This window comes from Arsenicicoccus cauae, assembly GCF_043162025.1.
GTDB lineage: Bacteria > Actinomycetota > Actinomycetes > Actinomycetales > Dermatophilaceae > Arsenicicoccus > Arsenicicoccus cauae.
The window spans coordinates 2908024-2928083 of sequence record NZ_CP171001.1; the positions used below are offsets into that span (position 1 = coordinate 2908024).

General features: G+C 72.2%; 21 protein-coding genes. 3 read left to right on the plus strand and 18 right to left on the minus strand.

Translation table 11 applies throughout. The features are described 5' to 3' along the window. Positions 1–2: 2 nt before the first annotated feature. The 10 genes from ACF3NS_RS13615 to hisD form a co-directional block, all read right to left on the minus strand. A complete protein-coding gene (locus tag ACF3NS_RS13615) occupies positions 3–614 on the minus strand; it encodes a serine O-acetyltransferase (RefSeq protein WP_392466656.1) in 612 nt (203 codons plus the stop codon). A 94-nt stretch (positions 615–708) separates the two neighbouring features. Continuing rightward, positions 709–1524 (minus strand): SseB family protein, encoded by an 816-nt coding sequence (locus tag ACF3NS_RS13620; RefSeq protein WP_239264879.1) that lies wholly within the window; start codon positions 1522–1524, stop codon positions 709–711. A 5-nt stretch (positions 1525–1529) separates the two neighbouring features. Next, positions 1530–2270: a bifunctional 1-(5-phosphoribosyl)-5-((5-phosphoribosylamino)methylideneamino)imidazole-4-carboxamide isomerase/phosphoribosylanthranilate isomerase PriA gene (gene priA, locus ACF3NS_RS13625; protein ID WP_029211419.1), complete on the minus strand. Its 741-nt coding sequence runs from the start codon at positions 2268–2270 to the stop codon at positions 1530–1532. Positions 2271–2314: 44 nt separating this feature from the next. Then, positions 2315–3652, minus strand: coding sequence for an esterase-like activity of phytase family protein (locus tag ACF3NS_RS13630; RefSeq protein ID WP_392466660.1), 1338 nt, complete (start codon positions 3650–3652; stop codon positions 2315–2317). A gap of 128 nt (positions 3653–3780) precedes the next feature. Further along, complete coding sequence (locus ACF3NS_RS13635) at positions 3781–4983, minus strand: cysteine desulfurase-like protein (RefSeq protein ID WP_392466663.1); 1203 nt, start codon at positions 4981–4983, stop codon at positions 3781–3783. 52 nt (positions 4984–5035) lie between these two features. Beyond that, positions 5036–5683, minus strand: coding sequence for an imidazole glycerol phosphate synthase subunit HisH (gene hisH / locus ACF3NS_RS13640; RefSeq protein ID WP_392466665.1), 648 nt, complete (start codon positions 5681–5683; stop codon positions 5036–5038). Continuing rightward, positions 5680–6240, minus strand: coding sequence for a hypothetical protein (locus tag ACF3NS_RS13645; protein WP_154593048.1), 561 nt, complete (start codon positions 6238–6240; stop codon positions 5680–5682). The genes hisH and ACF3NS_RS13645 overlap by 4 nt, the downstream gene beginning before the upstream one ends. 59 nt (positions 6241–6299) lie before the next feature. Beyond that, on the minus strand, positions 6300–6926 hold the full coding sequence (gene hisB / locus ACF3NS_RS13650) for an imidazoleglycerol-phosphate dehydratase HisB (protein WP_288797689.1): 627 nt from the start codon (positions 6924–6926) through the stop codon (positions 6300–6302). Next, positions 6926–8077, minus strand: a complete 1152-nt coding sequence (locus ACF3NS_RS13655) for a histidinol-phosphate transaminase (protein ID WP_239264863.1) — start codon at positions 8075–8077, stop codon at positions 6926–6928. The genes hisB and ACF3NS_RS13655 overlap by 1 nt, the downstream gene beginning before the upstream one ends. After that, the gene (gene hisD / locus ACF3NS_RS13660) at positions 8074–9441 is read right to left on the minus strand and encodes a histidinol dehydrogenase (RefSeq protein WP_392466670.1); all 1368 of its coding nucleotides are present in this window, start codon (positions 9439–9441) and stop codon (positions 8074–8076) included. Before hisD ends, ACF3NS_RS13655 begins: the two co-directional genes overlap by 4 nt. A gap of 74 nt (positions 9442–9515) precedes the next feature. Between hisD and ACF3NS_RS13665 the strand changes: the two genes are divergently transcribed. Both ACF3NS_RS13665 and ACF3NS_RS13670 read left to right on the plus strand, forming a co-directional pair. Continuing rightward, entirely contained in the window at positions 9516–10592 is a 1077-nt protein-coding gene (locus tag ACF3NS_RS13665; RefSeq protein ID WP_392466673.1) for a CPBP family intramembrane glutamic endopeptidase, read from the plus strand. 7 nt (positions 10593–10599) lie between these two features. Next, entirely contained in the window at positions 10600–11391 is a 792-nt protein-coding gene (locus ACF3NS_RS13670) for an ABC transporter permease (RefSeq protein WP_286960513.1), read from the plus strand. A gap of 2 nt (positions 11392–11393) precedes the next feature. Here ACF3NS_RS13670 and ACF3NS_RS13675 read toward each other — a convergent pair whose 3' ends face one another. From ACF3NS_RS13675 to ACF3NS_RS13710, 8 genes are all read right to left on the minus strand, one after another. Then, the gene (locus tag ACF3NS_RS13675) at positions 11394–11960 is read right to left on the minus strand and encodes a hypothetical protein (RefSeq protein ID WP_392466676.1); all 567 of its coding nucleotides are present in this window, start codon (positions 11958–11960) and stop codon (positions 11394–11396) included. Then, positions 11957–13033: a site-specific integrase gene (locus ACF3NS_RS13680; RefSeq protein ID WP_392466679.1), complete on the minus strand. Its 1077-nt coding sequence runs from the start codon at positions 13031–13033 to the stop codon at positions 11957–11959. Before ACF3NS_RS13680 ends, ACF3NS_RS13675 begins: the two co-directional genes overlap by 4 nt. A 12-nt stretch (positions 13034–13045) precedes the next feature. Further along, complete coding sequence (locus tag ACF3NS_RS13685) at positions 13046–14098, minus strand: FRG domain-containing protein (protein ID WP_392466682.1); 1053 nt, start codon at positions 14096–14098, stop codon at positions 13046–13048. Between the two features lie 624 nt (positions 14099–14722). Beyond that, the gene (locus ACF3NS_RS13690) at positions 14723–15301 is read right to left on the minus strand and encodes a hypothetical protein (protein ID WP_392466685.1); all 579 of its coding nucleotides are present in this window, start codon (positions 15299–15301) and stop codon (positions 14723–14725) included. A 10-nt stretch (positions 15302–15311) separates the two neighbouring features. Beyond that, the gene (locus tag ACF3NS_RS13695) at positions 15312–15566 is read right to left on the minus strand and encodes a hypothetical protein (RefSeq protein ID WP_239264848.1); all 255 of its coding nucleotides are present in this window, start codon (positions 15564–15566) and stop codon (positions 15312–15314) included. Continuing rightward, on the minus strand, positions 15563–16540 hold the full coding sequence (locus tag ACF3NS_RS13700; RefSeq protein ID WP_288797712.1) for an SPFH domain-containing protein: 978 nt from the start codon (positions 16538–16540) through the stop codon (positions 15563–15565). The genes ACF3NS_RS13695 and ACF3NS_RS13700 overlap by 4 nt, the downstream gene beginning before the upstream one ends. 253 nt (positions 16541–16793) lie before the next feature. Beyond that, positions 16794–17618 carry a shikimate 5-dehydrogenase gene (locus ACF3NS_RS13705; RefSeq protein WP_392466689.1) on the minus strand — a complete coding sequence of 275 codons (825 nt, stop codon included), beginning with the start codon at positions 17616–17618 and terminating at the stop codon, positions 16794–16796. Beyond that, on the minus strand, positions 17615–19771 hold the full coding sequence (locus ACF3NS_RS13710; RefSeq protein WP_392466691.1) for a S9 family peptidase: 2157 nt from the start codon (positions 19769–19771) through the stop codon (positions 17615–17617). Before ACF3NS_RS13710 ends, ACF3NS_RS13705 begins: the two co-directional genes overlap by 4 nt. A 29-nt stretch (positions 19772–19800) precedes the next feature. Here ACF3NS_RS13710 and ACF3NS_RS13715 point away from each other — a divergent pair, with 29 nt between their 5' ends. Next, on the plus strand, positions 19801–20055 hold the full coding sequence (locus tag ACF3NS_RS13715; protein WP_392466693.1) for a hypothetical protein: 255 nt from the start codon (positions 19801–19803) through the stop codon (positions 20053–20055). Positions 20056–20060: the final 5 nt, after the last annotated feature.

The window sequence follows — 20060 nt, forward strand, 5'->3', positions numbered from 1 at the left end:
GGTCAGGCCCCGGACGCCCCGACGCGCTCGACGTTGCTCGACAGCCCCTGGATGACGCGCGGCTTGGGCGCGATCACCGTGGCGGCCGGCGGGACGTCGCGCAGGACGGCGACGTTGGGCCCGATGGCGGCATGGTCGCCCACGGTGACCTTGCCGGCCACGACCGCGTTGACGCCGATGCTGACGCCGTCGCCCACGACAGGAGCCTGGTCGCCGAAGGTCTCGCCGCCGGTCGTCCCCCCGATCGTGCAGCCCTTGCGCAGCACGCAGTCGTCGCCGATGACCGATCCCGGGTGGATGCCGATGGCGGCTTCCTGGACGACGACGCGCCGACCGATGCTGGCGGTGCGCGGGATGTCGATGCCGTAGACGTTGACCGAGACGCGATGGCCGACGGTGTAGGCCAGCTCGGCGCCGCGACGCCTCCAGGTCGGCTCGTGGTCGGAGTCGAGGGCCCACCGACCGAGGCGATAGGCGGCCAGGGCGTGGAAGCCGGGCTCGAGCCACCCGAGGTTGGTCTGGCGGTCCTCTCGGATGGTCCTCAGCAGCTCGGAGCCGGCAAGCAGGCGCGCCTTGATGGGATTGGCCGGCCGTGCGGCGTCGTGCTGCGTCATCGATGCTCCTTCGCGTGCCGCGGCCCGGCTCGTGACGTCACGATCGCGATTACGCCGCGTGATGGGGTGGCGACATCCACACCTGGGGTTCACCCTAACGGGGAACCTGGGCGGATCCGGGACCCGCCACGACCGAGAACGTCAAACCGTCGATGCGCGTCCGCAGCTCGGCGTCCTCGGACAGCTGGCGACCCACCTCGGCGAGCACCAGGTGCAGGGTCTCGCGGTCCAGCCCCCGCGGCACGACCACGTCGACCCGCAGCTCGCCGGAGGGGGTGAGCCCTCCGACTCGGACGTCCTGGACGAGACCCGCCAGCCGCTCCTCGGCGAGCACCACCCGACGACCGCCGTCGATCGACTCCTGCACCACCACGTCGCGGTCGGCCGGCACCCAGGCCCGCCCCTGGGCGAGGGCGTAGACCATGGACGGCCGCAGGACCCGGTGCTGGTCCGACCCCAGGTCGAGCACGAGCAGGTCGCAGCGCTCCTGGACGGCAGCCTGGCCGAGGGTCTGAGCGGTCACGGGGACGGGTCGGGCCGAGGGATCCCATGCGGCCAGGGTCGCGAGACCGGTGAACGCCGGCAGGGCTCGCTCACCATCGGGGCTGGTCAGGACGACGGTGGCCATGTCCGCCACGGAGTCGGTGCCCACAGCCGCCCCCTCGCCCGGCGCCGCGACGACGGGCACGAAGAACCGGGCCGCCGACACCGCGCTCATGAGGGACTCGTCGTCCACGTCGCGGTCCAGCGCCGCGGCGAGCCGCGGGTCGACCTCGCCCCGGTCGTCGCTGAACGGGTTGTCGGTCAGCTCGCGGTCGTGCCACGGCACCCCACCCGTGTCGTGGCCGTGGGAGGCGTCGTGGCCCGCCATACGGCGCTCGATCCGTGGGTCGCGCTCTCGGTCGCTCATCGCCGTCAGCTCGGCCGGCCGGCCGCGTCGAGGGCCTCGGGGAGCGTGAACGCGCCCTTGTAGAGCGCGGACCCGACGATCGCGCCCTCGACCCCCTCGGCCACGAGACCCCGGATGGCCACGATGTCGTCGAGGGTGGAGACGCCCCCGGAGGCGACGACGGGGCGGTCGGTCGCGGCGCAGACCTGACGCAGCAGGTCGACGTTGGCGCCCGCCATCATGCCGTCCTTGTTGACGTCCGTGACGACGTAGCGGGCGCAGCCCTCGGCGTCCAGGCGCGCCAGCGTCTCCCACAGGTCGCCGCCGTCCTTGGTCCAGCCGCGGGCCGCCAGGGTCGTGCCGCGGACGTCGAGGCCGATCGCGACCCGGTCACCGACCTCGGCGATCGCGCGCCGCGTCCACTCGGGGTCCTCGAGCGCGGCCGTGCCGATGTTGACCCGGCGGCAGCCGGTCGCGAGCGCCCGCTCGAGGCTCGCCTGGTCGCGGATGCCACCGCTGAGCTCGACCTTGAGGTCCAGCCGCCCGACGATGTCCGCCAGCAGCTCGTGGTTGGACCCGCGCCCGAAGGCGGCGTCCAGGTCGACGAGGTGGAGCCACTCGGCGCCCTGGTCCTGCCACGCCTTGGCGGCCTCCCAGGGATCGCCGAACTCGCCCCCGGAGCCGGCCACTCCCTGGACCAGCTGGACGGCCCGGCCGTCCACGACGTCGACGGCGGGCAGGAGCTCGAGGCGGGGTGCGTCAGTCACGTGACCGACGCTATCGCGCTCGCCCGGCGTGGCGCCGCGGGCGGTCACCGGGTGGGCAGCAGCCGCTTGTCGACGTCGAGGCGACCACCGAGGCGGATCTCGAGGTACTCGTTGCGGTCCGGCTGGGTCGCCGAGCGGCCGCCGGTGCCCGGGAAGTTGTTGTCGTTCATCACGGCGATCGTGCGTGCGTCGAGGATCTCGACGTCCTCGATCGTGACGAACGGGAAGGTGAACGGGTCGCCGGCACCGCCCAGCTGCCGAGGGTTGGCGAGGTCCATGAGGTCGACCAGCAGGTGCTTCTCGACGTAGCCGTCGTTGTCGCGGTCCCGCAGGTCGACGAGGTAGACGCGCTTGACCTGCGCGGTCGGTCCGGCCCCGCCGTCGCGTTCGATGACCATGCCCTGGTGGTCGTTGATCATCGCGAAGTCACCGATGGCGTGGGCCTGGTCCTCCATGCGGTAGCGCACGACCTCTCCGGTGTAGCGGGCGCCGGCACGGCCGCCGAGGCGGACGGTGTGGATGCGCAGGTCCTCCGGGTGCCCGGCGGCCTTGTCCTCGGCCGTCGCCCCCTCGAGCAGCGGGTAGAGGGTGAGCCCGTCGGGGCTGATCGCCATGCCCTCGTAGCCCTTGGAGTCGGGGACCTGCGGCGCCTCGCCCGGCTTCAGCGTGGGATTGGACGGGGACTTCACGCCTGGCGTGGGGATGGGCGCCTGGAGCAGCCGGCCGCGCGCGTCGGTGTGCAGGAGATAGGGGCCGAACTCGTCGCCGAACCAGAAGGTGCCGTCGGGGGCGATCTGCATCGACTCCGGGTCGAAGTCCCAGCCGGTGAGGCGGCGGTCGGGCGTCGGGCACGTGTAGCCCTGGGGCAGGGACGTGGCTGCGAGGCAGGCGCCGTCGCGCCAGATGGGCCACGGGACGAGGCGGCCGGGGTCGGACAGCTGCATCGGGGTGCCGAGGTAGCGGGTGCGCCCCGTCCGGGTGTCGGGCTTGATGCGGTGCACCGCGAGCAGCGCGTCGGCGGAGTTGGCCTTGGTGCCGAAGCCGTTGTCGCTCATCACGAGGTAGGACCCGTCCGTGGACCGGTGAGTCGCGGAGAAGCCCTGGACCGGCTGGCCCTTGAAGGGTGCCGGGACGGCGGCGTTGCCCGTGACCCAGCGACCGCTCGGCTCGCTGCCGGGGACATAGGTCTCGGTGGGGAGCACCGACCAGCCGGTGAGCTGCGCGGCCGAGGCGTGGGGCAGCGGGCGATCGTGGGACGGGCCCCTCCCCTTGCCGCGGTGGTCGGGTCCCGCGCTGTCGGGACCCGCGGTGGCCGCGGTGGCAGGGAGGGCCGCGGCTGCGGCGAGAGCGAGGGCGAGGACGGTGGTGGCGAGGCGGCGCATGGCGACTCCTGTGGCGCGGTCGGGTCCGGGTGGGTCTGCTCCCCCATCCCAGCCGCCGTCCGCGACCTGCGCGTCGCGCCCGGTCGACGACGGGGCGACGAGCAGGTGACGGGCACGCGTCGCGACGGTCAGCGCCCCAGGGCGCCCAGCGCCTCGACGAGCCGGTGGACGTCCTCGTCCGAGGTGTATGGCGCCAGGCCCACCCGCACGCCGACGTCGGGCTCGAGGCCCAGCCGCCGCCAGGCCTCGTAGGCGTAGAAGTGCCCGGCCGGCGCAAGGACGCCCCGCTCGAGGAGGCCGCGGCTGACCTCGTCGCCGGGCACGCCGTCGACGACGAGGTAGGACGTGGGTGTGCGCTCCGGCGCGCGGGACAGGACACGCACGCGAGGCAGCTCGACCAGGCTGTCCTCGAGGAGGCGGTGGAGGCGGTGCTCGTGCTCGTGGACCGCCTCCCACGAGGCGCGGAGCCGGGCCCGTCGGGTGGGGGCGTCGCCGGGTGCCAGCCCCGCGATCAGGTCGACCGTGGCCGTGACCCCGGCCAGCAGCTCATAGGGGAGGGTGCCCAGCTCGAAGCGCTCGGGGACCTCGTCGGTCGACGGGAGCATCTTGTCGGGGTGCAGCTCGTCCAGCAGCGCCGGGTCGGCGGCGAGGACGCCGCAGTGCGGCCCGAGGAACTTGTAGGGAGAGCACACCAGCGAGTCGGCGCCGAGGGCCTCGCGGTCGACCAGGCGGTGCGCCGCGAGGTGGACGGCGTCGACGTGCAGGAGGGCGCCGGCGTCGTGGGTGATCTCGGCGGCCCCGACCACGTCGGGGATCGTGCCGAGCAGGTTGGACGCGCCGGTCATGGCCACCAGGCGCGTCCGCTCCCCCACGACCTCGCGGAGCGCGGCGAGGGGCAGCTCTCCCGTGGCCGGGTCGAGCTCCCACCACCGTATGACGGCGCCGACGCGCTCGGCGGCCTGGACCCAGGGCCGGACGTTGCTGTCATGGTCGAGGCTCGTCACGACGACCTCGTCGCCCGGCTGCCAGGTCGCCGCGAGCGCGCGGGCCAGGTCGTAGGTCAGGGCCGTCGCGCTGCGCCCGTGCACGACGCCGCGCGGGTCGCTGCCGAGCAGGTCGGCGCCCGCGGTGCGGAACTGCTCCACGTGCCGCTCGGCGTTGCGCTGCGACGCGGCGCCGGTGCCGCGGTTGGACAGCGGCGCGCACAGCGCCTCGGCGATCGCGTCGCCGATCTCGCGCGGCGTCTGCGTGCCGCCGGGCCCGTCGAAGTAGGCCGTGCCCTCCTCGAGGGCGGGGATGCGCGCGCGGAGGGCGGCCACGTCATGGGTCATGGCGCCATCCTGCCCCTCGGACGCGCCGGCCGCGCAGTGATCCCCGGCGCGGTCAGCGGAGGGTGGCGACCCAGTTGGCGAGCAGCTGCTTCCCGGCGTCGCCGGACTTCTCCGGGTGGAACTGGGTCGCGGACAGGGGGCCGTTCTCGACGGCAGCCACGAAGCGCGTGCCGTGCTCGGCCCAGGTCACGCGGGGGGCGACGACCTCGAACGGCCCGTGCGGGTCGAGGGTCCAGTCCTGCACGCCGTAGGAGTGGACGAAGTAGAACCGCTCGTCCTGGACCCCGTCGAACAGGACGGTGCCCTCGGGCGCCTCGACCCGGGACCAGCCCATGTGCGGCACGACCTCGGCCGGCAGGCGGTCCACGGTGCCGGGCCACTGGTCCAGGCCGGGGACGGCGCCCTGCACGGACGGCTCGCTGGACCCCTCGAACATCGCCTGCATGCCCACGCAGATGCCGAGCACGGGCCGGGACCCGGAGAGGCGGACGTCGATGAGCCGGTGACCATCGACCGCCCGCAGCCCCCGCAGGCAGGCGTGGAAGTTGCCCACCCCGGGGACGAACAGCCCGTCGGCGTCCAGCACGCTTCGCTCGTCGGCGGTCAGCGTCACGTGCGCGCCCACGCGCTCCAGAGCGCGCACGGCCGAGCGGACGTTGCCGCTGCCGTAGTCGAGCACGACCACCTCGGGTGCGGTCACAGACCCTCCTCCACCTCGGCGTCCAGACGCTGCTCGTCGGACACCACCTTGTCGAACCGTCGGACGGACTCGTCCTTGGGCGTCACCAGCTCGGCGCCTGGCAGGTCGGCGGCGGACACGCCGCGAACCAGCTCGGCGCCTGGCAGCCCCAGCAGGACCGCCAGGTCGATCAGCACCTCCTCGGCCGTGCCCCCCGGGTCGGCGAGCACGTCATGGATGGCGCCCGGCGCGCCCTGGTCCCGGGAGAATCCCGCGGCCCGGGCGAGGTCGGTCGGGCGCGCCAGGGGGAAGCCGGGCACGGGGCCGGGCCCCTCGCCCGGGGTCCACAGGACCCAGCGCGCTCCCCCGCGCCAGCGGCTCGGCCAGCACGTGACCACCGCTCGGCCGTCGTCGACGAAGAGCCCCACGGCGGGGCGCAGGTCGTGCCGGACGGGGTGCGCTGCGAGCATGGCGACGCCGTCGCGGTAGGGGGCCATGGCTCGGCTGGGGCCGGCTGCGGCGAGGGCGGTCCAGGGGGTGCCCGCAAGGACGTGCACCGGCAGGGTGCCGCGTCGCACCCACCGGATCACGCGATCGCGTCGGCCCCTGACCAGGAGCACCCCGTGCTCCATGACCGTCAGAGGGCTCCCTTGGCGCTGGGGATGCCCTGGACCCGAGGATCGGCCTGGCACGCGAAGCGCAGCGCGCGGGCGAAGGCCTTGATCTGCGCCTCGACCACGTGGTGGGGATCGCGGCCGGACAGGACGCGCACGTGCACGGCGATCTGGGCGTTGTGCGCGATGGACTCGAAGACGTGGCGCGTGAGCGAGCCGACGTACTGCCCGCCGATGATGACGTACTCCTGGCCGGCGGGCTCGCCCTCGTGCACGACGTAGGCGCGGCCCGCGACGTCGACGACGGCCTGGGCGAGCGCCTCGTCGAGCGGGACCATGGCGTCGCCGAAGCGGGAGATGCCGCGCTTGTCGCCGAGCGCCTCGCGCAGCGCCTGGCCGAGGCAGATGGCGACGTCCTCGACGGTGTGGTGGGCGTCGACGTCGACGTCGCCCTCCGCGCGGACGGTGAGGTCCATCAGCGAGTGCTTGGCGAGCGACTCGAGCATGTGGTCGTAGAAGCGGACGCCGGTCGACACGTCGCCGCGGCCGGTGCCGTCGAGGTCGAGGGTGAGCTCGATGCGCGACTCGGACGTCGCGCGCGTGACGGTGGCGGTGCGGTGGGTCGTGCTCGGTGCCTGCAGGTCGGTCATCAGGACTCCAGTCGGTGGGTCGGGGCGAGCTCGCGCAGGGCGTCGAGGAAGGCATCGGTCTCGGCCGGTGTGCCCGCCGTCACCCGAAGGTAGTGCGGGATGCCGACGTCGCGGACGAGGACACCCCGGTCGAGCAGGGACTGCCAGGTGCCGTGGGCGTCCGCGACGTTGCCGAAGAAGACGAAGTTGGCGTCGCTGGCCACGGGGGTGAAGCCCATCGCGGACAGCTCGATGACCATGCGGTCGCGCTGCTGCTTGATGGCCTCGACGGTGCCGAGCATGAGGTCGGCGTGCTCGAGGGCGGCCCGTGCGACGGCCTGCGTGACAGACGACAGGTGGTAGGGCATGCGGACCAGGCGCAGCGCGTCGACCAGCGCCGGGTCGGCGACCAGGTAGCCGAGACGTCCCCCGGCGAGCGCGAAGGCCTTGCTCATGGTGCGGGTGACCACGAGTCGCGGACGGCCGGCCAGCAGCGTCAGGGCCGACGGGGTGCCGGGGCGGGCGAACTCGGCATACGCCTCGTCGACGATCACGACGGCGCGGGGGGCCGCGTCGTGGACGGCCACGACCGTGTCGAGGTCGAGGGCGGTGCCGGTCGGGTTGTTGGGCGAGCAGAGAAAGACCAGGTGCGGGTCGACCTCGCGGACCTGCGCGACCGCGGACGCCGTGGACAGGTCGAACCGGTGCGCCACGTCGTCGAAGCCCTCGCCGCGGCGACCGTGCACGAAGGCCGTGCCGGTCGTCTCGGTGATGATCGGATGCATGGAGTAGGCCGGGGTGAAGCCGAGGGCGCGGCGGTCGGGGCCGCCGAAGGCCTGCACCAGGTGCAGCAGCACCTCGTTGGAGCCGTTGCCGGCCCACACCTGCGCCGCCTCGACCGCGACCCCGGACGTGCGGGTCAGGTAGCCGGCGAGCGCCTCGCGCAGCGCGGTGAACTCGCGGTCGGGATAGCGGTTGAGGTCGGGGACGACCTTGGTGACCGCCTCGGCCACCGCGTCCACGACGACCTGCGGCACGGGGTAGGAGGACTCGTTGGTGTTGAGCTGGACCGGGACGTCGAGCTGCGGCGCGCCGTAGGCCGTGCGACCGCGCAGGTCCGGGCGCAGCAGCCCCTCGATCTGGACGGCCGCGCGAGAAGCGCTGTCGCTCATGCGCGCTCCCCCGCCGGCGCCGGGACCTCGTCGCCGAAGCGCGCCGTGACCGCCTGCCCGTGGCCGGGCAGGTCCTCGGACTGGGCGAGCGTGACCACGTGCCGGGCGACGTCGCGCAGCGCCGCCTCCGAGTAGTCGACGACGTGGATCCCGCGCAGGAAGGACTGGACCGACAGGCCGCTGGAGTAGGCCGCGGACCCTCCGGTGGGCAGCACGTGGTTGGATCCCGCCGCGTAGTCGCCGAGGCTCACCGGCGAGTAGGGGCCGACGAAGATCGCGCCGGCGTTGCGGATGCGAGCGGCAACCGCGGCGGCGTCACGGGTCTGGATCTCCAGGTGCTCGGCGGCGTAGGCGTCGACCACGCGCACCCCCTCGTCGAGGTCGTCGACCAGGACGATGCCGGACTGGGTGCCGGTCAGCGCGGTGCGGACCCGCTCGGCGTGCTTGGTCTCGGGGACGCGCCGCTCCACGGCCGCGACGACGGCCCGGGCGAGCTCCTCGGAGTCGGTGACCAGCACGGACCCCGCGAGCGGGTCGTGCTCGGCCTGGCTGATCAGGTCCGCCGCGACGTGCTCGGGGTCGGCCGAGTCGTCGGCGAGCACGGCGATCTCGGTCGGCCCGGCCTCGGCGTCGATGCCGATGACGCCCTGCAGCAGCCGCTTGGCCGAGGCGACGTAGACGTTGCCCGGCCCGGTGACCAGATCGGCGGGCTCGATCGCGGGGGTGCCGGTCGCGTCGTCGGCGGCCACGCCGTAGGCGAACATCGCGACGGCCTGGGCCCCGCCCACGGCATACACCTCGTCCACCCCGAGGAGGGCGCACGCGGCGAGGATCGTCGGGTGCGGGTAGCCCGCGAACACCCCGGAGCTCTCGCGCTGGGGCGGGCTGGTCACCGCGAGGGAGCCGACGCCGGCCTCCTGGGCGGGCACGACGTTCATCACCACGCTGGAGGGATAGACGGCCAGACCGCCGGGGACGTAGAGCCCCACGCGCTCGACCGGCACCCACCGCTCGGTGACCGTCCCGCCCGGCACGACCTGGGTGGTGACGTCCTCGCGACGCTGGGCGCGGTGGACCCGGCGAGCCCGCTCGATGGAGACCTCGAGGGCGGCCCGCACGTCGGGGTCGAGCCGCTCGACGGACGCCGCGAGCACCTCGGCCGGGACCCGCAGGCTCGGGGGACGGACCCCGTCGAAGCGCTCCCCCAGCTCCAGCAGGGCCTGCGCCCCACGATGACGCACGTCGTCGCAGATCGGACGGACGACGTCGAGGGCGGCCTCCACGTCGAGCTCGGCCCGGGGCAACGCGTCGCGCAGCGCGCGTGCGTCGAGCACGCGACCGCGCAGGTCATCGATCGAGAGCATGCGGGCCAGTCTAGGTGGTGGGTCGGACAGGCCCGCCGCCCGTCTCACCCGGGTCGGTCGGTCACAATGAGCCTATGACCTACCCCTACGCCACGGCTCCGCCACGGCCGCGGATCCCGGACCTGCCCCCGCGCGCGACGGAGTACCACCAGCTCCTGCGCGGGCCGAGGCACCGCTGGTGGCGGCCGTTGCTGTCGGTCGTCATCGTGGTCGCGTCCCTGCTCATGGTGGTCATCGCCGTCTCCGGGATCGCGGCCGCCGTGGTGGTCGGGTCCGGTGGCGACCTCGAGGAATGGATGGACTCGGCGGCGTCCGGCCGGATGTCGCCGTCGGCCTTCCTGTCCACCAACCTCATGCTGGCGGCGCTGATCCCGGTCTCGCTCTTTGCCATCTGGGTCGGGCACACCGTCAACCCCCGGTGGGTGCAGTCCGTGACCGGGCGCTTCCGGTGGGGCTGGTTCGCGCGCTGCCTGGCGGTCCTCACCCCGCTCTGGCTCGCCTACCTCGCCGTCGGGACCCTGGTCGACGGCCTGCCGGACGGCGGCCGCTCCGCGGACTGGGTCGCCCTGCTCGCCATCATGCTGCTCACCACGCCGCTGCAGTGCGCGGGCGAGGAGCTGCTCTTTCGCGGATGGGTGCTGCAAAGCCTCGGGTCGTGGTTCTCCCACCGCTGGGTCGCGCTCGCGGTGCCGACGGTGGTCTCCTGCCTGGCCTTCGGTGCGGCGCACGGCAGCTCGGACCCCTGGACCTTCGCCGACCTGGCGGTGTTCGCCGTCACGGCGTGCCTGCTGACCTGGCGGACCGGCGGCCTGGAAGCGGCTATCGCCCTGCACGTCGTCAACAACATGCTGGTGATGGCGCTGTCGCTCGCGCTCGGCGGCTTCGACGAGGGCTTCATCGACGGCGACACCAAGGGCTCGCCGCTCGCCGTCCTGACCTCCGTCGTGATCATGGCCATCGCCTACGCCCTGGTCGCCTGGCAGGCGCGACGCGTGGACCTGCAGCGCCGCAGCACCCCGCAGATCCCGCCACCACCCGTCGTGCCCCTCGCCCCGGGCCCGGTGCCCCCGGTGCCCCCGGTGCACCCGGTGCCGCAGCCGGGGCTGGACGGCGGCCACGCCGGCGGGTGGCACCCGCCATACGGCAGCTGAGTCAGGCATGGGTCCTGCAACGGGCTCCGGCTCCTCGCTCGTCTCGGTCGGGAGCACCGCCGACGTCGTCCGCCTCGTCCTCGTCGTCGCGCTGCTCGCGCTCGCGGCCGCGGGCGTCCACCGGTGGGGCGGCCTGGGTCACTCGGGCGCGACCCTCACCGCTGCGGGCCGGGCAACGGTCCAGCTCGCCGTCGTGGGCCTGCTCATCGCCGCGGTGCTCGAGAGCTGGTGGCTCACCCTGGGCTTCGTCGCGCTCATGCTGGGCGTGGCGTCCGTGACCGCCGGCCGACGGGTGCTGCCCGGCCGCGGGACCTGGTGGGCGGCGCTGCCGGTGTGCCTCGGCGCCGTCCCGGTCGGGCTCGCGCTCGCCGTCTCCGGCGTGATCCCCCTGCGGCCCGTGGCCCTGGTCCCGATCCTCGGCATCCTGATCGGCAACGCCATGACGGCCACCACGCTGGCCGGCAAGCGCACCCTCGACGCGCTGGCGACCCGGCACGGGGAGTTCGAGGCCGGCCAGTCGATCGGCCTCGTCGACCGCGACGCGGCCCTGCTCGTCGCCCGGGAGGACGCCGCCCTCGCGCTCGTCCCCGGCATGGACCAGACCCGCACCGTGGGTCTCGTGACGCTGCCCGGGGCGTTCGTCGGGACGCTGCTCGGTGGGGCGACGCCGCTCGAGGCCGCCGCCGTCCAGCTCGTCGTCCTGGCGGCGCTGCTGCTCGTGCAGGCGCTCGCCGTCGTGACCATGCTCGAGCTGGTCGCGCGTGGCCGCATCGGCGACTACGGCCGCCGCACCGACTGAGGTCAGGCGCTCCAGGCGATCCTGTCCACGAGCATCGAGAGCGGCTCGGGCAGCTCGTCGCGCGACAGCTCGGCGGCGAGCACCCCGGCGACCTGCTCCTTACGCCCGGACGCGACGCCGCAGAAGCGATGGAGCTGCTCGGCCAGCGGACGGTCGGCCCACGCCGGCTGGATCTGCAGCGCCTCGAGCTTGCCGCCGAGCCCCGCGCTCTGGATCGCCTCGACGGCGCGACTCGTCCCGAGGGCGCGGATCAGCTCGTCCTCCAGGTCCGCCTCGCACACGAAGAAGCCGTACGCCGGCAGGTCGCTCGCGTCGCTGACCGGGCAGCCGTCGGCGACGAGCGCCCGCTCGACGAACCTCACCTCGGCCGCGTCGCACATCCCCACCACGTCGGCGTCGGGCTGGAGCTGCCGGATCTCGGGGAGCACACGCCCGACGTTGGTCACTCCCTGCAGGTTGCGCAGCTCGACGTGGTCGCCGCCGATCTCGTTGCGGCGCATGATCGCTCGCACGGCGGCGACGTCGCTAGGGCCTTCGAGCAGGGCGATGAGGGATGGCGTGGCACTCATGCGGCCACCCTAGACTCACCCCTCCCCCGGCATGAGCCCGTATGACGTCCGCCCGCTGGCGGGTCGGCCGGCAGCAGCGCGTCATACGTGCAGGCCTCGGTCCTCACGCGAGCCTGCGTCAGCCCACCGCAGCACTCGCAGGGCGCGCAGGGTGTTCCACCGGCTGGGGCGGCCGTCGCCGTACTCCATCTCGAGGTGCACCAGCCCCGGGGTGGGTGTCCTCCAGCAGCCATCGCCCGTCGGACTGGCGCTTCGACCGCAGCACCTCGATCGCCTCCGCGGCGCGCGGGTCCGGCCGGGCGCCGCCACGACGGGTCGGTGACCCCCGCGAGGGTCAGCCACGCTTCGAGTGCGGTGACGGGGCACCGGTCGGTCCTGGAGGCGCGGGGGAGGACCACGAGCTCCGGCCGGTCGCCAGTCTGGTTGGTCTTGGAGCGGGGGAGGGTCAGGACCAGCCCGTTGGCGTGCGCGCCCACGTCACGGACCCGCAGGCCCGCGAGTTCGCTGCGGCGTAGTGCGCCGACGAACCCGACGAGTAGGAGCGCTCGGTCGCGGGCACCGGCCAGGTCCGGCTCGGGTGGGCGGCCTTTGGTCTTCCAGGTCTTGGTGACCGGGCAGGCCTCGAGGATGTCGAACAGCTCGGGTGGCATCAATGGGCGGGCTTGGTCCGGGGGAGCGGCGTGGGTGCGCCGGATGCCTTCCCACACCGTCATGACGCGGGCGTTCGAGGTCGGGTCGGGAAGGCCGCGGCCGGCGTGGACGAACTTCAGCGCTGACAGTCGGCGGGACATAGTGCCGACCTTGGCTCCTGCGGCGGCCAGGTCTGACAGGTATGCCGTCACGGTCGAGGCGGCCGCCGGCAACGGGGCACGGTCGTGCTGGGCGCACCACGCGGTGAACTCTCGCCAGTCCGAGGCGTACACACGCATCGTGTTCTGGGCCCGAGCGGCCGCGACGTATGCGGCTTCCTCGGCCGACAGGGGCTCGCCGGCTGCTAGCTCTTCGACCACTCGGCCCGGGTCCGAGACGGGGGGGCGGTCGGGGTTGCGAGTGGACGGGAGATGAGGGTGCACGGACGTGGTCTCCTACAGCGGGCCGATGGCACGCATCTGTTCATCGACCCGGTCATCAAGCTTCTTCATGAAGCCGTCAGAGACCGTAGGCCCGTGCCGGGGGGCCCACTGCGGCAGGCGGACAGCCTGCTGACGCACGGCATCGGCCAGGCCGGCGGGGTCGGGCAGCAGCGCCCGGTAGGTCTTGTCGTACTGGTCCAGGACCACCTCGCAGACCTCGCGGACGAGCGCTCGGGGGATGACCACGGCGGCGAACGGGATGTGCACTGGCTCGCTCGGTTTCTCGTGCTCCAGCAGCGCCCTCAAACTCGGTCCGCTTGACGACGCCTCGACCTGGTCGTAGGTAACGGCGCGCAGGCCGGGGATCGGGTTCACGCAGCGCTCATCGTCCGCGGCCCCCTCCGGTGCCTGCGAGGCGGGCTGTCCGATGAGGAACCGCCCGGACTGGGCGAGCATCCGCGCGTCAGGAAACGCGGGCCGGACCAGGACCGGACGCGAGGCACCAGCGCTCAGCGCCTGGTTCAGGGACCATGCCAACCCATCGTCGAGCTCGCTAACGGTCCCTTCCGGGACGGTCATGGTGAGCTCTTCCTCTCCTGCTGTGGCGAACGCGAACAGGGCGGCGTCCTCGCTCTCATCTTCGCCCCTCGACGGTGGGAAGGCGCAGGCGAACCACAGCGCAGTCACCGGGTCGGTGGTCACATCCAAGAGGCGGGTCGGGACGCCGTGGTGCTGCAGGGTGGCCAGGACCTGAAGGTCGGTGTGGAAGGCGCCGTTGTTGGCTCCGATGCCCCAGTCCCTGGCCAGCGTGATCAAGGAGCGCTCAGCCTGTCGCAGCAGGTCGGGCCCGCGTTCGTGGCGTGCCGCCTCGTAGTAATCCGGATCGGTGCGGATGGCGCGCTGCAGGGACGACTCGATCCGCCAGGACGCGCACCGCACCCCACGCCAGACGATCCGTTCGCCCAGAACGCGGGTCAGTGTCAGCCGAGAGACGAGGCGCATGAGCTCGTCGACCGAGCTGATGCGCAGCCCCCAGCCCGAACTCTCCCAGTCGATCGTGGTCATGCGACCCAGTGTGCCCTGCGAGACGCCAGGCAGTCGTTATGACACGGGATTCCATGCATTATCCCGGGCAATAGGACTGCACGACTGGACCGGAGCGGCCAGGGTAGCGGCTGCTCTGATTGCCGACTTGGACGCTGTGCGTCAGCTCTCGAACACAGTCCACACTAGCCATTTCTCCAGCCCGCCCCGGGCGCATCCGCCCGGCCGTACGGGCACCCTTTCGATAGCCCGATACATATCGGAGCCCTATTCCAGAAAAACCGAAAGTCGCGAGGCGGTGAGATCGATTTCGGAGGCCTCTAAGAGAACCGTGAAGGAGAGACTATCTGCGTTTTCTCTTGTCAATAAGGCGGCGAAGAAGCGCAGATTATGCCCGTAGGAAAGACACTCTATGGACAACTTATGAACTTTCGCGCCGATCCACACAAGCTTGATTCGTGTGGGGCCGTCTACTCCACGTGGAGAAGTGAGTATGATCTCAAAGGACTCACCATCGTATAGGACGGTGTCCGTGGCGTAGTCGTTCTTTAAGTCAAGAGGGATGGGATGGAAAGGCACCTCGATCTCATCGTAGTTGAGTCTCCAATCGCCCAGGTTACCGGGACTCGCCGACGTAATCATTAGCTACCTCCGGTAGTGTAAATGGATTCGGACGCGTGCCAGGTCAAACCAGCCCATGGGAGTGGTGGGTGAGCGGAAGTTCGGCTGACCCTTCCCGTTGAATCGAATATGATATTTGTGGGGAGTATGAATATACCTCTGGGTCGACTTCTCGAAGTGTGCGTCGCCCGCCACGTCGTAATGGTATTGACGCCCGCGGAGGTGGTCCAGCCCCCACAGCACGTCGTAGTGCCACTGCGCCGGGAACGAGAACAGCAGGAAGGACGGGTCGACCACCTCCCCGGTCGACAACCGCCGGAACAGGCGCCGCCCCAGCAGGTAGTCCTCGCCCCACCGCAGGGCGTCGCTCACGTCCAGCGCGCCGGTGGCGCGCTCATACACCGCGAGTCCGTCCAGCACGCAGATCGTCGAGTGGTATGACGACCGCACCGACCCACGCTCGGCCCCGCAGTTCCACCCGCCGTCAGCCAGCTGCTCGCCCAGCAGACGCTCGACCACGCCGTCGACCGGCACACCGAAGTAGGCCCCCAGCGCCACCGTGCCGCCGTTGATGCACGGCTCGACCTCGCCGTCGACGATCATGCTCGCCACGCTACGAGGGGTTGCGGACGTCGTCCTTCCGGTTGTCGCCGGCAGGGGGACGCCCGCGCCGAGGCAGCGGCCCCGCGTCCTTCGGCATACGGCCCGATCTCTTGAGGGCGTCGCGCAGGACCACCTCGACCTGGGCGTTGACGCTGCGCAGCTCGTCACCCGCCCAGCGGGTGAGGGCGTCGTGGACGGCGGGATCGAGGCGCAGCAGCACCTGCCTGCGCTCGGCCCCGCCGCGACGCTCCCGGGGAGGGGTCACTGGTAGAGCGATCCCGTGTTGACGATCGGGGTGGCCTTGGACTCGCCGCACAGGACCACGAGCAGGTTTGACACCATGGCAGCCTTGCGCTCGTCGTCGAGGGCCACGATGTCCTGCTCCTCGAGCCGGGCCAGGGCCATGTCGACCATCCCGACGGCACCCTCGACGATCCGGGACCGGGCCGCGACGATGGCCGACGCCTGCTGGCGCTGCAGCATCGCCTGGGCGATCTCGGGGGCGTAGGCGAGGTGGGAGATGCGCACCTCGACGACCTCGACGCCGGCGACCACGACCCGCTCGGCGACCTCGCGGGCCAGCTCGCCGGACACGACGTCGGTGGACCCGCGCAGCGACTCGACGTCCTCGAGGTCGCTGTCGTAGGGGTGGGAGATCGCCACGTGCCGCAGCGCCGACTCGGACTGGGCGCGCACGAAGTTCTCGTAGTGCTCGACCGAGAAGCTCGCGCGGGCCGTGTCGGCGACCTGCCAGACGACGATGGCGGCGATCTCGACCGGGTTGCCGTCGGCGTCGTTGACCTTGAGGACGTTGGTCTCGAAGTTGTTGACGCGCACGGAGACTCCGCGCTTGGAGGTGAACGGCATCACCATCGTCAGGCCCGTGCGGCGAGCCGTCCCGACATACCGTCCGAAGAACTGGATGACCTTGGTCTGGCCGGGCTGGATGATGACGACGGCGCTGGCCACGACGGCGGCGAGGAGGATGACGACGGCGCCGCCGACGAAGCGACCGATGGGCGGCTGGCCCGTCTCGTTGGCCGCGAGGGCGCCGCTGACGATCAGCCAGACGCCGCCGACGAACAGCAGCAGCGACAGGGCCAGCGCCAGGAAACCGTCGACCGCGAAGGCCGGTCGCTCGCTGACGTCGACGCGCGTGCCCTGGTGACCGACAGGCCGGGCCGAGGGCGGCGCGGCCTGCGGGTCGATGGTCTCGTCGTGCGTCTGCTGCGTGCTCATGGTCTCCCCCTGGGGGTTCGTCGTGTGACATCTTTTTGATATCACTTAAACCTGAGACGCGGCTAGGGAGCGGGGGGTTCCGGGCACGTTTCTTGACCCGGCTCCCGCTCGGACGTCGAGGCACGATGACGGCGTGCCCCCGGACGAGCTGCGAGCGGTCGGACAGACCACGTCGAGGTCACCGCCGACGACGCTCGGTCGACCGCCGAGCTGGTCCGCACCCCCGACGAACCCCCCTGCTGAGTCGTGTCGACTAGACGGTCTCGCGTGAGTAGGCGGACGCCCGGGCGACCTGCTCGTCGCTCGGGCGCACCCCGGTGTAGAGCACGAACTGCTCGGCCGCCTGCAGCGCGATCACCTCGGCTCCGGTGATGACCTGCCGGTCCAGCTCACGCGCAAGGCGGATCAGCGGGGTCTCGGCGGGGAAGGCCACCACGTCGAACACCGTCCGCGCTGCCTCCACGGCGGGCCGTGGCACCGGCAGCTCCTCGGCCTGGGGCCCGCCCGCCATACCGACGGGAGTCGCGTTGAGGATCAAGGCCGGTCGCAGGTCACCCAGTGAGTCCGCCCACCGGTGGCCGTACTTCGCGGCGAGGGCGGGTCCGGTCCGCGAGTTCCGCGCCACGACATGGCCGTTGGTGAAGCCCGCGTCGGTCAGGGCGGCGACCGCGGCCTTCGCCATACCGCCGGAGCCGAGGACGGCGAAGTCGTCCGACGGCGAGACCCCGTGGGACGCAAGGAGGTTGCGGATGGCGAGGTAGTCGGTGTTGTAGGCGACGAGGCGGCCGTCGTCGTTGACGATCGTGTTGACCGACTCGATCGCCGCCGCGGACTCGGTCATCTGGTCGACCAGAGGTATGACGTCCTCCTTCCACGGCATCGAGATCGCGCAGCCGCGGATCCCGAGGGCGCGCACGCCACCGATCGCCGCCGTGATGTCCGAGGTCGTGAACGCCTTGTAGACGTAGTCCAGCCCCAGCTCGCGATAGAGGTAGTTGTGAAATCGCGTGCCGATGTTGGACGGTCGCGCCGACAGCGACATGCACAGCTGCGTGTCCTTGGTGATCCGCTCCGTCATGCCGACGCTCCCGCCTGGTCGATGAGCCACGCGTACTCGAAGGCCGCCTGGCGCCAGGCGTGGTAACGGCCGCTGACGCCGCCGTGCCCGGCCACCATCTCGGTCTTGAGCAGGATGGGCCGCGTCGCCAGGTCGTCGGTGGCGCGCTCGCGCAGCCGCGCCACCCACTTCGCGGGCTCGACGTAGTAGACGCGGCTGTCGTTGAGCGAGGTCGTCGCCAGGATCGCCGGGTAGGGGCGCGCCGCGACGTTGTCGTAGGGCGAGTAGCCCTTCATGTAGGCGTAGACCTCGGGGTCGGCGAGGGGGTTGCCCCACTCCTCCCACTCCCCCACGGTCAGCGGCAGGCTCGGGTCCAGGATCGTCGTCAGCGCGTCGACGAACGGCACCTGCGCGTGGATCGCCCGGAACCGCTCGGGGGCGAGGTTGGCGACCGCCCCCATAAGCAGCCCGCCCGCCGAACCGCCCTCGGCGACCAGCCGATCCGGCGCCACCCAGCCGGTGTCGACGAGGTGCTCGGCGCACGCCATGAAGTCCGTGAAGGTGTTGCGCTTGTGCAGCCTCCGACCCTGGAGATACCACTGGCGGCCCATCTCGCCGCCGCCGCGCACGTGCGCCAGCGCCCACACGAAGCCACGGTCCAGCAGCGACAGTCTCGCCACCGAGAACCACGGGTCCATGCTCGCCTCGTAGGACCCGTAGCCGTAGATCAGACCGGGGGCCGTGCCGTCGGCGACCACGTCCTTGCGGTGCACCACCGAGATCGGGATGCGCGTGCCGTCGGCCGCCGTCGCCCACTCCCGGTGCTGGACGTAGTCATCGAGGTCGACCCCGCCGAGCACGGGCGTCTGCCGCAGCAGGGTGCGATCGCCGGTGACGAGGTCCACGTCGTAGACGCTGCGCGGCGTCACCAGCGACGTGAAGCCGATCCGCAGCACGTGCGATCCGTAGTCCGGGGTGTCGCCCACGCCGATGGTGCCGAGCTCCTCGTCCAGGCCGATCGGCCGCATCGGCCCGAACCCGCTGCCGTCCGGCCCGACCGGGTCGCCGGTCCGGTCCATGACGGCGAGCGCGGTCAGGCCGTCACGTCGCAACGAGACGACCACGTGCGCCTCGAACGCGTCGACCCCCACGACGCGCTCGCCCGGCGCAGCGGCATACAGGCTCTGCCAGTCGTCCGCCGAGGTGCTGCCCAGGGGAGCCTGGGCCAGCTCGAAGTCCTCGTGGGTGGCGTTGTGGGTGATCAGCAGCCGGTCGCCGGCGGGCTCGGCGTCGTACTCGACGCCCTCGCGGCGCGGCGCCACGCAGCGTGGCTCGCCGCAGGGGTCGTCGGCCGGTAGCAGCCAGGTCTCCGAGGTGTCCTTGGAGCCGGCCGCGATGATGATCCACGCGTCGTCGCGGCTGGACCCGACACCCACCCAGAAGCGCTCGTCGGTCTCCTCGTGGACGAGCACGTCCTGCTCCGCGGGAGTGCCGATCTCGTGCCGCCAGACCTGGAACTGACGCCACGCGTCGTCGTTGCGGGAGTAGAAGATGTGCCTCCCGTCGCGGGAGAAGGCCAGGCCGTAGCCCACCTTGCGGACCGCGTCGTCAATCACCTCGCCCACCGGGCCGGTGCGGGTGGGGTCATCGCCCACCCGCGTGACGACCAGGTCGTAGATCTCGTCGCCGGCCGTGTCGACGGCGTAGGCGTAGCAGGTGCCGTCGTGGCTGATCTCGCTGGACCCGACGGCGAAGAAGTCCGCATCCGCCGCGAGCGCCTCGGCGTCGAGCAGGACCTGCTCCCCCACGGGCGGGGCGCCGTCGGTGAGCGCGGGCGGCTGCTCGCCGGGCCGCACCGGCACCCGGCACTCGCGGCCGTACTGCTCCCCGGCGGTGATGCGCGAGTAGTACCACCAGCCGCGGTAGGCCGAGGGGACGCTGAGGTCCGTCTCCTGAGTGCGGGTGCGGATCTCGTCGTAGACCTGCTCGGTCAGCGGCGCGAGGTGGGCGGTCATCGCCTCGGTGTAGGCGTTCTCCGCCTCGAGGTGGGCGAGCACCTCGGGGGACGTCTTGTCGCGCAACCACTCGTAGTGGTCGACCACGCGATCGCCGTGGTGCTCGCGGATGGTCTCGACGCGACGCGCGACGGGGGGCTCGGGGGAGGCAGTGGTCACCTGCGCACGGTAGCCGATAGGAACGGGGCATGACCGTGACCGAGCTGACCGACGGCGTGGTGCTGCTGCGGGCCCACACCGAGGGCGACGTCCCGGCGATCGTCGAGCAGTGCACCGACCCCGAGAGCCTGCGGTGGACGACCGTCCCGCGACCCTATGACACGGGCGCCGCCGCGAGCCGGAATCCTGCGCCCGCGACGACGGGTCGCACGACGACCTGCGGCACTGGGTGCTGCTGCGCGACGACTGACCGGACGGACACCCTGGTGCGCGGACAATCTTGATGCGC